The organism is Glycomyces tarimensis, assembly GCF_054776215.1.
In genome coordinates, this window is the sequence record NZ_BAAHCB010000021.1 from 90,154 (window position 1) to 102,960 (window position 12,807).

The window sequence follows — 12,807 nt, forward strand, 5'->3', positions numbered from 1 at the left end:
CCCCCCGATGCTCGCCTCCCGCTGCTGGCGCCGCCGCCTGGGCGCCGGCGGCGACACGATAGGGGCCGGCGGCCTCCTTGCCGAGACGACGGCCCTGGCCGCGCTGGCGGCCTGCTGATCAACGAGTCGGCCGGTGCCGTAGGGAGTTCTTGGGTTGACCGAGGTCAGGCGTGGCCCACCCCGTACCGGGCGAGCAAGACTCGGACCTCCTCGTCGGCGAAGTGGTTCAGTTCCTCGTCCGCCTCGCCGATAATGAAGCGCTGCGCCCCGGAGACGGTCTGCTTGGGGGTTCGGCCCGGCTCTTCATCTCCTATCGGGAGAGTGACCACCAGATGAACCCCCTTCAAACCTCGCGCTGGGCCAACCTCACCGCCTGGCCGTGGTCGACCGCCCCCGGCACCACCCGACACGGCAAGGGACAAACCGGGAGGACCCAGGCCGACACTCAAACCACACAGGACACTGACGAATCGAGGTTAAGCTGGGCCGCGACGGAGACGGGCATTACCCCGATCGTCTGCATTGGTCTCCGACGCGTATCTCCAGGGGTCCCCGGCCAAGCGCCAGAAGTGGAGCCAATCCGTCCTGGAAATGGGGCCACTGCACCCCGAAATAATCAATGCGCTGCCCTTGTCGGCCGACCTGGCTGCCTGTTCCGACCGACGCGGATGAACACGCCCGTCGGCCAGCGGCCCGCCGCGACGTCAGTCGGTCGTGAGGATGCGCATCGGCGCAGCAAGTCGTCGAAGCCGTGACGCAGATGCGCTGGCGCGACGCCGTGATGACGAGGGTTCCGGCGGCATAGACCCCGCAATCGACATAGGGGTTGCGATGGCGCAACGGTGCTGCACGTACCTTTCGCCGGTCGTCGCGGTGAGTGTGCGTGGAGCGGGTGACCGGTGTGATCGTCGTTGACGAGCTGTCGCCTACTGCAGGTGCAGTAGCTGCGATCGCCTGCGCAGAGACGACGACAAGCGCAGGCGTGATGCGGATGATGGGACGTGCACAACCACCCCTAGACGCAGGACAACGAAGATGATCGAAGCCACCAACCTTGCGAACTACTACGGCAGACACGCCGCCGTCGATGACTCGAGCTTCAGCGTCAAACCCGTTGTCGGCGAGGTGCTCGGCCTCGACGGTGTAGACGAGATCGCCGATCGCAGCAGTAGCGGCTTCGAACTCGGCAATGGGACGCCTCGGCCTCGCGTCGTCCGGGCGGCTGTGGCCGCAGGAGCTGACGGCCTCACGAAGGTGCCGGGCGTGACCCCCCCGCTCGTCCTTCCAGCACCGAACTGGGCACCTCGGCGATCGGTGTCGAGTCCGCGGTCGGCGACGGTCCGAGTAACCTATGTCACCGACTTCTACCTGCCGCGGCTCGGAGGAATCGAACGACACGTGTGCGACCTGGCACGGGCGCAGCGGGAGTTCGGCTTCGAGGTTGACGTGATAACCGGTGGCGGGCGTGTCGAGAGGCAACGATCTACCGCTCGACGTCGCGAGCCGCTCGGGTGGCACGTTCGCGAGTTGGTCGCCGTCAGCGATTCGCGCTGCGCGACGTGCGGTGCTCGCGGGGTCGTGCGATGTCGTCCACGTCCACACCGGGATCGCCACGCCGCTCGCCTACTTGGTCGCATCGGCGGTGAGCCACCACGGTGTCCCGACGGTTGTGGCGTTGCACTCGATGCTCGGCGGGTTGAGGCCCTGGTTTGGCCGCTGATGACCTGGTTGGCTGGTGTCGCTGGCCCGTCGAGTGGATCGCCGCCCATCTCGGTCGTCGCCCCGGGACGGTCAAGTCGCGCCACGCCCGCGCACTCGCCAAGATCCGCACGGGACTGTCATGACTCTCGAGGACGAACTCCCCGGCCTGTTCCACGAACTTGCCGACGCTCACTACACAACACAACAAAGGAGCACACACAGACATGAAACCGATCGAACAAGGCCCCGCGCAACTGTTGATGGGACGCCGCAGTTTTGTCACTCGCGCGGCTGCACTCGGCGCTGGCGTTGGATTGTCCGCGACGGCACTCGCGTCATGCGCCGACGACCAAAAGGACCCGGACATCTCGCTTCGTGACCAAGACCTGCCATTTATCGGTACGGAGGAGACCTTTACGACTCCCGAGTTGTTGATGCTGAACTCCATCAACGAGGATCACATAGCGTTCCTTGAGGAAATAGGTCTTTCGGATCTAGGCGAGCGCCGCATCGGTGATATGGACGAGGGGGGCCTCAACGTTCAAATCCTCTCTGCGCATACGCCGTCTGTACAGAATGTCCCGGGGCAAGAGGGCATCGACCTTGCCTATAGTCTCAACCGACAGCTTGTAGAAGGGCCAATGGCCAGTTATCCGGGCCGCTTCCAGGCCTTCGCAACCTTGCCCTTGCAGAGCCCGGAGGCGGCTGCGGACGAACTGGAACGCTCGGTTCGGGAAGACGGTTTCTTGGGCGCACTGACCAACGGACACATCGGGAAGAAATACCTCGATCATCCCGAATTTGAGACCGTTCTGGCGCGTGCCGAAGCTCTCGATGTGCCGATCTACCTGCATCCCGGCTATCCGGCTGACGAGATCTTCCAGATCTACTACAGCACGACGCGGTCGGAATACACGGACGAGTACCAAGACTACATTTTCAGTGGGTCGGGATATGGCTGGCACCAGGAGGTGCTGACCCAATGCATCCGGATGATCGCGTACGGGGTTTTCGACAGATTCCCCAATCTGAAGATCATCATCGGCCACATGGGCGAAGGCCTTCCGTTCTACTACGAGCGGATCGCCGGAGACATGGGCGAGCCGACCGAAAACTCGCTCGAGAAGCCCTTTGAGCAGTACTTCCAGGACAACTTCTGGTTCACAACCAGCGCGTTCTTCCAGGATGAGCTGCTCCATCTCTTGCTGAAATACATCAGTGTGGATCGAGTGATGTTCGCAACCGACTATCCCTTCGCAGGCATCAAAGAAGGGACCGACTGGTTCCGAGCAGTCGATCTTCCGCGTGAAGACAAGGAAAAGATCGCATTCCGCAATGCCGAGAAACTGTTCGGCATAAAGGTCTGACGCATCGGGGCCGGACCGAGGTATCCAGCTTGTTCTCGTGTCAACGGCGGGCGCAACAGCAGTGACTTTGGCTGTACCGTGAAGGTACAGCCAAAGCCACGCGCATTCAGCGCACGAACGTGCCGTCATACAAATCCGAAGCAGTACCCATTGAAGACATGATGTGACCCTGAACCGCACCGGGTTCGCCCGAGGATCCAACTCCTGATTAAAACGGAGCACCAAGAGCAAGACGACGAACGAGTATTAACCTCGATTCGTCTTCGCCTATTGTGGTCTGAATGGCGGTCTGGGTTCTCCCGGTTTGTCCTCGACCGTGTGAGGTGGTGCCGGGCCGGGGTCTCGTTCCGGTTGGGCGCCAGGGGTGTCACTCGCCTGGTAGCGGCCGCGGTTCCTCCTTTCGGCGGCGGGTCGGCGGGGGCGGGGGTTTCGGTCAGGTCGGGTCCGGCGCAAGAGTGCCGATGCGCTCCCAGCACAAAGCGAACGCTGTGGCCCAGGGCCAGTCGGCAGCGAGGCGGAGGGTGCGCCTGCGGGCGTGGCGGGCAAGGCGCCTGGGAATGGCGTAGAGGCGGTGTCGCATCGTGTGGATCTCGGCGCCTGAGAGGTCGGTTTGGTCGTGCAGGCCCAGGAGTCTGAGCCAGGTGTCGAGGTCGGCGGGTATGTTCGCGGCCAGCATCCAGCCCTCGTTCACGGCCCAGGACTGGGAGGGTAGGAGCTAGGTCGCAGGCTTTCGCTTGCCGGACGCGGTCTTCGACCACGGCGTGGCCTCGGTGCAGGACGTCCAGGACCTGGACGGTGCCGGTCCCGGCGAGCCGTCCGATGCCGGTGTGGCCGATGTTGGTGGCCTGCACCGAGTAGACCCAGCCGGTGGATCGTTCGAAGTCGGTCATGTTCTTGATCTGCCACCTGGAGGGCCGCACGCGGCGGGCGATCAGCCGCATCCCTGCGGGCCAGCCGGGCTTGGCGGCCAGGGCGGTGAGCTCGGCGACCCAGTAGCCGTGCTCGACCTCACCGCCGGTGTGGACCGCCTCGGCCCAGGCGGACTCGGGCAGCGAGGCGCTCGCGGCCTCCTCGGCGGAGCGCATCGCCCAGCCGACCGTGTAATAGGACCCGCCGCCACCTGGTGTTCAGCGAGCTGAAGTGTTCCAGCAGCGCCCCGCTGGCCCCGGCCCCGTCGATCCGGACCAGGATCCGGCGCCGCATGGTGGCCGGGAGCTGTGCGAGGGCGGCGGTGAACACCGTGAGGTGGTCGGCCGCGTCGTTCGCGCCGGCGTTGCCCGGCCGCAGGGCCATATGCAGGCATTCGAGGGTGTTGGCGCACCATGCCAACAGCACCGCTCCCGCATGACCGACCAGGCCCTTACCGCCAGCGGCCACGTCCAGGCCGCGATCCCACCCGAGACGATTCACCTGAAAGGTGCTCCTTCAACCCGCGTTCTTGTGTACTAAGCACACGCATTTTCGCAGGTGAACGGGCACCTTTCCTCATCGGGTTCCATCAAGGACGTTGGGCCGCAGCATAACTGAGGTTGGCTATCTGTTCCGCGAGGGTCAGGGTTGCTGGCCGGGTTGGATGAGCCCACCTTCGTAGGCGAGGACCACGAGTTGGGCGCGGTCGCGCGCCCCGAGTTTCATCATGGCCCGGTTGACGTGGGTCTTGACGGTGAGCGGTGAGAGGTAGAGGCGTTCGGCGATGTCGTCGTTGCTGAGTCCAGTGGCAACGAGCGTCGTGAGTTCGCGCTCGCGTGCGGTGAGGCTGTTGAACCGTTCGGATTCAGTCGTCGGGAGGGGCCGCTCGTGGTGGCGGAGCTGGGCCAGCAGACCGCTCGTCGCTCGCGGGGAGAGCAGTGCCTCACCGGAGGCGACGATGCGGATCGCGTCGAGGAGTTCAGCGGAGTCGACGCCTTTGCCGAGGAACCCGCTGGCTCCGGCCTGGACGGCGCTGATCACGAGGTCGTCGATCTCGAAGGTGGTGAGGATGACGACACGGACACCGGCCATGTCGTCGTCTGTGGTGATCGCTCGTGTCGCCGAGATGCCGTCCATGTCGGGCATGCGGATGTCCATCAGCACGATGTCAGCGCGGCTCGACCGGGCTTGCCTCACGGCCTCGGCGCCGGTTGCCGCTTCGGCGACGACGGTGAGATCGGGGGCGGAGTCGATCAGGGCCTTGAAGCCCGCACGAATGAGCGCTTGGTCGTCGGCGAGCAGCACACGGATCGTCATGGTTCGGCCTGTTCGGTGCGGAGGGTGGCATGGACGCGGAACCGGCCGCCTGCGGTCGGCCCGATCTCGATCGTGCCACCGGCGGCGGCGGCCCTCTCTCGCATGCCGACAATGCCGTGTCCTCGTCGCGTTCCAATGGGTCGGGCGGTGTCGATGTCGTTGAGGATCTCGATGCGCAGCGCATCGCGCTCGTAGGTGAGTCGCAGGGTGGCTCGATGATGGCAGCCGTAGCGATGGGCGTTGGTCAGGGATTCCTGGATGATCCGGTAGGCGGCGAGGCCGATCGCCGGCGCCACCGGTCTGCGCGCGCCGGCGGTGTGCCATTCGATCTCGAGGCCGACCTTGGCGAAGTCGTCGATGAGGCGTTGCAGGTCGTCGAGGGTGGGGAGAGGGTCTGTATTCGAGGTCGCTTCGTCGGACCGACGGATCACGCTGAGGATGCTGCTCAGCTCGTCGAGCACACTTGCGGCTCCGCGACGGACATGCGTGAGCGCTTCCTGCGCACTGGTCGGGTCGTCCCGTAGGAGGTGTGCGGCGACCCCAGCTTGGACGTTGATCACGGCGATGTGGTGAGCCACGACGTCGTGCAGCTCGCGAGCGATGCGCATGCGCTCCTCGATCACTTGCCGCCTGGCCTCCTCCTCGAGCGCAAATTCTGCGCGTTCGGCGCGATCTTGAAGGGCTGTCGCTCTCTCCTGCCGTGCCAGATTGTATGCGCGCCTGCTCCTCATGGCGTCGCCTGCCGCGGTGGCGAGGCCGGCCCAGGCGATCAGCTCCAGGTTCTCGCCGTCGTACCACGGGCCCGGTGATGTGATCGCCGCCGTCACGGACAGCGCAGCTGCCGTCGCCGCGCCGGCCATCCAGGCGGTCCTACGGCCCGACGTCGACGCCACGGTGTACAGAGCGACGATCGCTGCGACCCCCAGTACACCGTGGTCATCGTCCGGGATCAGCGACCACACGGCGGCGATCACAGCGACCACCAACACCGGCAGCGGAGCACGCCGGCGCAACAGGATCAGCGCCGCCGCGCCAGCGCTCGTTACGAAGTCGACGGCATCGAGGCTGGCGCCAACGTCGCCCGCGTCGAACACCTCGAAGATCAGGGCTCCAGCGCAGACGGTGGCGGCGATCGCCAGATCGACGACGATAGGGCGCAGTGCTGGCCACGAGCGATCGATACCCGAAAGGTTAGACAAGGCAGACACCTGTACGAACTGTGCGTTGGGGCCACATCGCAGGTCGGCGATCCTCACGCGTCCCGGCGCTTGAGGGCGATCGTCCCTGCGGCGAGCAGAGCCCCGATCCAGCCGATCAGCACGAGCAGAGCAGTGCCCGGTGACATATCGCCCGACTCCCTGACGACAGTAATCATCGCCTTTCCCGCTTCGCCCGGGAGGTACTCGGAGGCACGGCCCCACACCCCGCCCAGCGTTTCGAACAGCGTGGGCAGGACGAACAAGGTCGCGACCAGGATGCCGATCGCTGTCGCGGTGTGCCGCATCAACGCGCCGAAGGCAACACCCATCACTGCGATCATGGTCGGGAACAGCGCCGCCGCGAGCAGGGCTCCGAGCACACCTGGGTCGGACAGCGACGCCGACGGCCCGCCACCGCTATAGACGGCCTGTCCGACGAAGAACGCCACCGATAGCGATGCCACCATCGTGGCGAACGCAGCAGCGGCGAGGACGGTCACCTTGGCCCACAACACTGGCAGCCGCCGGGGCACTGCAGTGAGCGTCGTGCGGATCAGACCCGTCGAGTACTCCGACGTGATGACCAACGCGCCCAGGACGCCGAGCACGAGCTGGGCGATCGTCGCCCCGAACAAGCTGTTGCCCGCGGGGTCGTAGATCGTCTCGTCTTCGGCGGTTATGGGGGCGCCGTCGCCGAGCATCGACACCAACACACCGGTGGCGATGACGGCGCAGGCGGTCAGGCCCAGCGTGACGATCCTCGAGCGGACCGATCGCAACTTCATCCACTCCGGTCGGATGACCCGAGGAAGGGTGGTGTCGGAGGCCCAAAGGTCGTCGGCTCGCGGCGATTCGGCTGGTGAGACCAGTGTCGTGTTGGTGGTGCTCATCGCGGGTTCTCCGGTTTGCGCGTGCTGTTGGTGGAATCGGTGGCCCCGTGGTAGTCCACGACTTCCTTGGTGAGATCGACGAAGATGTCCTCCAACGACGCTCGTGCGGGTGTCAGCTCCTGGAGCTGCGAGTTCGCCGACCGCGCTCGAGCACCGATCTCGTCCGCATCCAAGCCGACGACGTCGCATAGGTCGTGGCCGCGGATCACGATGTCGGTCGCGTCGCCGGCGAGCAGACCACGAAGCTGGCTGGCGTGCGGCGACCGGACGCGGACGCTGGCCGGATCGGTCATCGCGGTGAGATCGGAGCCCGACATGTCGGCGATCAATCGTCCCCGCCCGACGATGATGAAGTGCTCGGCCGTGAGCGCCTTCTCACTCATCAGGTGCGAGGACACGAGAACCGTGCGTCCCTCGTCTGCCAGCGACTTGAGCAGCTTGCGGATCCATAGGATTCCCTCCGGGTCGAGGCCGTTCACCGGCTCGTCCAGCATCACCGTACACGGATCGCCGAGTAGGGCGGACGCGATGCCGAGGCGTTGTCCCATCCCGAGTGAGAAGCCGCCGCAGCGGCGATCGGCCACCTCGCTCAAACCCACGAGGTCGAGCACCTCGGCGACACGGCGCTTCGAGATGCCTGTGGTGGCGGCGAGTGCCGACAGGTGATCGCGGGCAGAGCGGGCCGGGTGGGTGCCCTTCGCGTCGAGCGGCGCCCCGATCTCGCGCAGCGGTGCTCGGTGCTTCTCGAAAGGTCTGCCGTTCACCAGCGACCGCCCCGCGGTGGGCCTGTCGAGCCCGAGGATCATGCGCATCATCGTCGACTTCCCCGCTCCGTTGGGGCCGACGAAACCCGTGACCACACCGGGTCTGACGGTAAAGCTCAAGCCATCGACGGCGGTATGTGAGCCGTAGTGTTTCGTGAGGTTGATGACCTCGATCATCTCGTTGGTGCTCCTTGCACGGATGGCTGTGCACCTCCCACCATCCGCATCGCAACTGCGCCCGTCGTCGTCTCTGCGCAGGCAATCGCGCCTACTGCGCCCGCAGTAGGCGCGAGCTCGGTTACAGGGCGGTGTGGGAACGGCCCTTCCGATCCGACATGCTTCCCCTCGGCGACGCGTCGACCCATCAGCTCCAGGTACTGCTGCTCACTGAAGCTTCCCCCTTGGTGGGGACACCCTGATCGCCGGGCCGGTAGGCTCGGCGTTAGAAGATCCAGGTGCCGGTTGACTACGAACCCCAACTCACAACCGTCTAACCTCAGTTATTCTGCGGCGCAACGTCCTTGATGGAACCCGATGAGGAAAGGTTCCCGTTCACGTGCGAAAACGCGTGTGTCTAGCCTCGATTCGTCAGTGTCCTGTGTGGTTTGAGTGTCGGCCTGGGTTCTCCCGGTTTGTCCCTCGCCGTGTCGGGTGGTGCCGGGCCAGGGTGCTCCCCTGGTAGCGCCAGGCGGTCTCGCTTGCCTGGTGGCGGCCGTTACTGCTCCTCTCGGCGGCGGGTCGATGGGGCCGGGGTGCCGGTCAGGTCGGTGTCGGGGTGATCGCGCCGATCCGGTGCCAGCACCGGGTGAAGGCTTTGGCCCACGGCCAGTCCTTCGCGAGGCGCAGGGTGCGCTTTCGTGCGTAGCGGGCGAGCCGGGCGGGGAGGGCGTAGAGGCGGTGTCGCATCGTGTCGATCTCAGCATCGGCGAGAGCAGGCTGGTCGCGCAGGCCGAGCAGTTTGGTCCAGGCGTCGAGGTCTGCGGCGATGTTCGCGGCCAGGATCCAGGACTCGTTGACCGCCCAGGTCTGTGAGGGCAGCAGGCGCAGCCCGCGGGATTTGGCGGTCCGGACCTGAGGGTCACTATTTTCATGCGCATCAGATTATTTTGCGGGAACCGCTGGACCCACGCAGGGCGTTCGGATTGGGAAGTCCAGCCGGACGCCCTGCGTGGCCTGGCCGTTGGTCAGGTTGACGCGACCGTGTGCGGTCCGATGACCTCTGGGCTCGTCGTGGTGGCGGGTTCTATGCCCAGGTGGCGGTTGCGAGCTCAGAGTTGGGTTTCGCCGCCGTCCACGGCCAGTTCGATGCCGGTGGTGTAGGTGGCATCGAAGGCGAGAAATGCTGCCGCCCTGGCGAACTCGTTGACGGTGCCATAGCGCTTCATGGGATTGCTCGCGGTCCGCTCCGCCCTGAACTCCTCTTCGGCCTCCTTGGACAAGTTCATCGTCTTCAGGATCCCTGAGTCGATGGGGCCCGGGCTGATGGCGTTGACGCGGATTCCCCTCGGGAGCAGCTCGCGGGAGAAGGTACGGGCCATGGAGCGAAGCGCCGCCTTGCCGGCCGCGTAGACGCTGGAGTCCGCCATGCCGATGACGTTGGCGATCGATGTGGTGAGGACGACGCCGGCGTTCGCGCTCAGCAGCGGGGCGAGCTTCTGCACGGTGAAGAAGGCGCCCTTGACGTTGATCGCGAACAGCTCGTCATACATCTCCTCGGTCGTCGACTCGAGGGGCGTGAGCGGTGAGATGCCGGCGTTGACGAACAGGGCCTCGATCGAGCCGAGCTCGGTCTTCACACGGTCGGTGAGCATATCCAGGTCAGACAGTGAGGCCGCATCTGCCTGGACGGTCACGGCATTCCGGCCGAGTCGCTCCTGCGCTGCGTCGAGCTTGGCCTGAGAGCGGCCCGTGATGACCACGCGAGCTCCGTCGCGCGCCAGCATCTCCGCGAGGGCGAGCCCCATGCCGCTGCTGCCTCCCGTGATCACCACATTCTTGTCGCCGTACTCACCCATGCTGAGACTGCTCCAATCCAACGCGAAAAACTTGTCGATACATACGGATGCGGCTTTCCATGCAGTGCATCAGCTTCGGGTCTCGATCTTCAGGTTGCCTGAGGTGACCGTGCGGATGTGGTCGCTGGCGAGCAGGCTGTGCGGATTGCCGAGGTCGATGGCGCTGACCTCGGAGAGGCGGGCGAGATGGGAAGGCGTGAGGTCGACCTCCAGGGCGCCCAGGTTGTCCCTCAGCTGCGCGATGGTGCGGGCGCCGATGATGGGCGCCGTCACGCCCGGGGCGTTCAGGGCCCAGGCCAGTGCGACCTGGGCGGGTGTGCGGCCCAGCTCCGAGGCCACCTCCTTCACCACGTCGGCGATAGAGAGGTTACGGTCGGTGACCCATCCCAGGGCGGCGTTGAGGCTCTTGCGGTTGCCGGCGGCTTCGCCGGCGACTGGGTCGGCCGGGTTCTGGTCCTGTCGGTTGTACTTGCCGGTGAGTAGCCCGCCGCCCAGCGGGGAGAAGGAGACGACGCCGAGTCCCATCTCGCGTGCCATCGGGATCAGGTCGCGTTCCCCGGTTCGTTCGATCAGGCTGTACTCGATCTCCAGCGCGACCAGCGGTGCCCAGCCGCGCATGTCGGCGATCGCCTGCATGCGCGACACCTGCCAGGCCGGGGCGCTGGAAATCCCCACGTACAGAACCTTGCCCTGCCTCACCAGGTCGTCCAGGCCTCGCAGGATCTCCTCCACCGGCGTCCTGAAGTCCCATACGTTCACATAGAGCAGATCGATGTAGTCCGTGTTCAGCTGCCGCAGACTGGCTTCCACTGACGCCAGCATGCTCTTGCGGTGCGTACCGCCAGAATTGGGGTCGTCGGCCTGACGCAGCGTTGAGTACTTCGTCGCCAGCACCATCTTGTCGCGGTTGCCGCGGGTGAACTCGCCCAGCAGCCGCTCGGAGGTGCCGTTGGTGTAGGTGCTGGCGGTGTCGAAGAAGTTGCCGCCGAGCTCGGTGTAGCGATTGAAGAGCTTGCGCGCCTCCTCTCGCTCGGCGCCCCAGCCCCACTCGGTGCCGAAGGTCGCGGCGCCCAGCGCCAGCGGCGAGACCCGGAGTCCGGAGCGGCCCAGAAGCCGATAGGTGTCGAGAGAGCGTGCCATCGTGTTCTCCTGAGGGTTGTTGTTCGTGTCGGTCGGGAAGTGCGGGCCGGTGACGGGCACGTCAGGCGCCGAGTCCGTAGCCGCCGGCCACGGTGACGTCCTGGCCGGTGATGTAGCCAGCGGCGTCCGAGGCGAGGAACGCGACGACTTCGATGCCCACGGTCAGCACGACCGAGCCGCCGTCGTTCATGAGAGGAAGAGCCCTTTGGAGGGTGAAGTACTGACCCTTGAAGTTGAGGTCGGCGTGCTGGTCGAACGATTCCTCGGTGATTTCGGTAATCGGTGCGGGCCGGAAGATCCCGGCGTTGAGGAAGAGCACGTCCAGTGACCCGAACCTCTCCGACACCGCCGACATCAAAGCGTCGGTGTCGGAGAGTACGCGCGCATCGGACCGGAGGACGAGCACATCGTCGGGGAGCTCGGACTGGGCCCATGCGAGTGAATCGGGATTCTGTCCGGTGACCGCGACCTGGTAGCCGCGCGCGTGCAGGAGCTCGGCTGTCGCTCTGCCGATCCCGGTCGTCCCACCGGTGATGAGTGCTGTAGGCATGGCAGCCCTTTCGTGGCTGAGGAAGTGCGAGTCGAACTTAGCGGGGAGGTCCCCGCTTGTCTCACGGTACACTTAATCGGGGAGGTCCCCAATTCTCCCCCTAGTCTTGTCCGTCACTCACGATCGAAAGGGCCATGGCACCTCCACCTAGTACTCGGCACGACACTCAGCGCAACGGTCTGCGCGCCGACGCGCAGCGCAACCGCGAGAAGCTGATAGTCACGGCCACCGAAGCCTTCGCATCCGGACGCGCGATCTCACTGGACGCGATCGCCAAACGCGCAGGGGTGGGGAATGCCACCTTGTACCGGCACTTCCCCACCCGAGAGGATCTGGTCGAAGAGGTCTACCGCGACCAGATCCGCCCCCTGCGCGAAGACGCGCGTATCCTGCTGGTCGCCGAGCCGCCCGCGCAGGCCCTCCACGCGTGGACGCTCCGATTCGCGGACTGGGCCAGCGAACGGCGTGGCATCTGCGAAGCCCTGGTCGCCATGAGCGCTTCCGGCCGCTTCGGCACCGGACCGGTCTGCGACGAGGTCCAGCAGATCTTGGCGATGTTGCTCGAGGCCGGCGCCGCGGCAGGAGAACTCCGCGGCGACATCGAACCTGTCGTCGTGGGCGGCATCCTCGCCGGTCTGCTCTCGGTAGCCGGCGCCCCCGAGCAGCGCCCCCAGCTGAGGCGCATGCTGGACGTCGTCGTCGACGGCCTCAGGTCGAACTGACCCGAATGCCCGATGCGATGCCCGATCTTCTGCCCTTGCGGGCAAAGCTCCTCACAGCCGTATCGGGCACGATCGAGGCAGGGCGAGCCAGGCGGGAGGGGTCGGGGATGCTGGACCGTCGGGCCCCGCGGTCATCCCAGCGGACCACTGCTCGCCATCCCGCCGGCGCAGTCGGCGCCGCCGCTGGACACGGCCCGCGTGGGCAGGTCCGCACGGCTGCAGACCTGGTTCGA

The 12,807-nt window shown here is 65.8% G+C and carries 15 protein-coding genes; 4 read left to right on the top strand and 11 right to left on the bottom strand.

Translation table 11 applies throughout. The features are described from left to right. Window positions 1-164 precede the first annotated feature (164 nt). A complete protein-coding gene (locus tag ACYVK3_RS17385; protein ID WP_460498597.1) occupies window positions 165-329 on the bottom strand; it encodes a hypothetical protein in 165 nt (54 codons plus the stop codon). A gap of 1,136 nt (window positions 330-1,465) precedes the next feature. Here ACYVK3_RS17385 and ACYVK3_RS17390 point away from each other — a divergent pair. Together ACYVK3_RS17390 and ACYVK3_RS17395 are read left to right on the top strand one after the other, a co-directional pair. After that, the gene (locus ACYVK3_RS17390; protein WP_460498598.1) at window positions 1,466-1,720 is read left to right on the top strand and encodes a glycosyltransferase; all 255 of its coding nucleotides are present in this window, start codon (window positions 1,466-1,468) and stop codon (window positions 1,718-1,720) included. 205 nt (window positions 1,721-1,925) lie between these two features. After that, complete coding sequence (locus tag ACYVK3_RS17395; protein WP_460498599.1) at window positions 1,926-3,068, top strand: amidohydrolase family protein; 1,143 nt, start codon at window positions 1,926-1,928, stop codon at window positions 3,066-3,068. A 433-nt stretch (window positions 3,069-3,501) separates the two neighbouring features. Here ACYVK3_RS17395 and ACYVK3_RS17400 read toward each other — a convergent pair whose 3' ends face one another. Further along, window positions 3,502-3,759, bottom strand: a complete 258-nt coding sequence (locus ACYVK3_RS17400; protein ID WP_460498600.1) for a transposase — start codon at window positions 3,757-3,759, stop codon at window positions 3,502-3,504. A 176-nt stretch (window positions 3,760-3,935) separates the two neighbouring features. On the opposite strand from ACYVK3_RS17400, the gene ACYVK3_RS17405 reads away from it, so the two are divergent. Then, complete coding sequence (locus ACYVK3_RS17405) at window positions 3,936-4,064, top strand: hypothetical protein (protein ID WP_460498601.1); 129 nt, start codon at window positions 3,936-3,938, stop codon at window positions 4,062-4,064. A gap of 12 nt (window positions 4,065-4,076) precedes the next feature. Here the strand turns inward: ACYVK3_RS17405 and ACYVK3_RS17410 are convergent, their stop codons facing one another. From ACYVK3_RS17410 to ACYVK3_RS17450, 9 genes are all read right to left on the bottom strand, one after another. Continuing rightward, on the bottom strand, window positions 4,077-4,478 hold the full coding sequence (locus ACYVK3_RS17410) for a hypothetical protein (RefSeq protein ID WP_460498602.1): 402 nt from the start codon (window positions 4,476-4,478) through the stop codon (window positions 4,077-4,079). Between the two features lie 141 nt (window positions 4,479-4,619). Continuing rightward, window positions 4,620-5,294: a transcriptional regulator gene (locus ACYVK3_RS17415; protein ID WP_460498603.1), complete on the bottom strand. Its 675-nt coding sequence runs from the start codon at window positions 5,292-5,294 to the stop codon at window positions 4,620-4,622. Beyond that, window positions 5,291-6,493 (bottom strand): sensor histidine kinase, encoded by a 1,203-nt coding sequence (locus ACYVK3_RS17420; protein WP_460498604.1) that lies wholly within the window; start codon window positions 6,491-6,493, stop codon window positions 5,291-5,293. Before ACYVK3_RS17420 ends, ACYVK3_RS17415 begins: the two co-directional genes overlap by 4 nt. Window positions 6,494-6,546: 53 nt before the next feature. Continuing rightward, entirely contained in the window at window positions 6,547-7,383 is an 837-nt protein-coding gene (locus tag ACYVK3_RS17425; RefSeq protein WP_460498605.1) for an ABC transporter permease, read from the bottom strand. Beyond that, a complete protein-coding gene (locus tag ACYVK3_RS17430) occupies window positions 7,380-8,324 on the bottom strand; it encodes a P-loop NTPase family protein (RefSeq protein ID WP_460498606.1) in 945 nt (314 codons plus the stop codon). Before ACYVK3_RS17430 ends, ACYVK3_RS17425 begins: the two co-directional genes overlap by 4 nt. Before the next feature lie 582 nt (window positions 8,325-8,906). Further along, entirely contained in the window at window positions 8,907-9,194 is a 288-nt protein-coding gene (locus ACYVK3_RS17435) for a transposase (RefSeq protein ID WP_460498730.1), read from the bottom strand. Window positions 9,195-9,415: 221 nt separating this feature from the next. Continuing rightward, on the bottom strand, window positions 9,416-10,162 hold the full coding sequence (locus ACYVK3_RS17440; RefSeq protein WP_460498607.1) for an SDR family oxidoreductase: 747 nt from the start codon (window positions 10,160-10,162) through the stop codon (window positions 9,416-9,418). A 69-nt stretch (window positions 10,163-10,231) separates the two neighbouring features. Continuing rightward, window positions 10,232-11,302 (bottom strand): aldo/keto reductase, encoded by a 1,071-nt coding sequence (locus ACYVK3_RS17445; RefSeq protein WP_460498731.1) that lies wholly within the window; start codon window positions 11,300-11,302, stop codon window positions 10,232-10,234. Between the two features lie 61 nt (window positions 11,303-11,363). Continuing rightward, window positions 11,364-11,852: an SDR family oxidoreductase gene (locus tag ACYVK3_RS17450; RefSeq protein WP_460498608.1), complete on the bottom strand. Its 489-nt coding sequence runs from the start codon at window positions 11,850-11,852 to the stop codon at window positions 11,364-11,366. Window positions 11,853-11,986: 134 nt separating this feature from the next. Here ACYVK3_RS17450 and ACYVK3_RS17455 point away from each other — a divergent pair, with 134 nt between their 5' ends. Beyond that, window positions 11,987-12,574: a TetR/AcrR family transcriptional regulator gene (locus ACYVK3_RS17455; protein WP_460498609.1), complete on the top strand. Its 588-nt coding sequence runs from the start codon at window positions 11,987-11,989 to the stop codon at window positions 12,572-12,574. Window positions 12,575-12,807: the final 233 nt, after the last annotated feature.

Excerpts from the sequence above, each read along its gene's own strand:
- ACYVK3_RS17395 (WP_460498599.1), top strand. The coding sequence starts at position 1,926 with ATGAAACCGATCGAACAAGGCCCCGCGCAACTGTTGATGGGACGCCGC.
- ACYVK3_RS17415 (WP_460498603.1), bottom strand. The coding sequence starts at position 5,294 with ATGACGATCCGTGTGCTGCTCGCCGACGACCAAGCGCTCATTCGTGCG.
- ACYVK3_RS17425 (WP_460498605.1), bottom strand. The coding sequence starts at position 7,383 with ATGAGCACCACCAACACGACACTGGTCTCACCAGCCGAATCGCCGCGA.
- ACYVK3_RS17430 (WP_460498606.1), bottom strand. The coding sequence starts at position 8,324 with ATGATCGAGGTCATCAACCTCACGAAACACTACGGCTCACATACCGCC.
- ACYVK3_RS17440 (WP_460498607.1), bottom strand. The coding sequence starts at position 10,162 with ATGGGTGAGTACGGCGACAAGAATGTGGTGATCACGGGAGGCAGCAGC.
- ACYVK3_RS17445 (WP_460498731.1), bottom strand. The coding sequence starts at position 11,302 with ATGGCACGCTCTCTCGACACCTATCGGCTTCTGGGCCGCTCCGGACTC.
- ACYVK3_RS17450 (WP_460498608.1), bottom strand. The coding sequence starts at position 11,852 with ATGCCTACAGCACTCATCACCGGTGGGACGACCGGGATCGGCAGAGCG.
- ACYVK3_RS17455 (WP_460498609.1), top strand. The coding sequence starts at position 11,987 with ATGGCACCTCCACCTAGTACTCGGCACGACACTCAGCGCAACGGTCTG.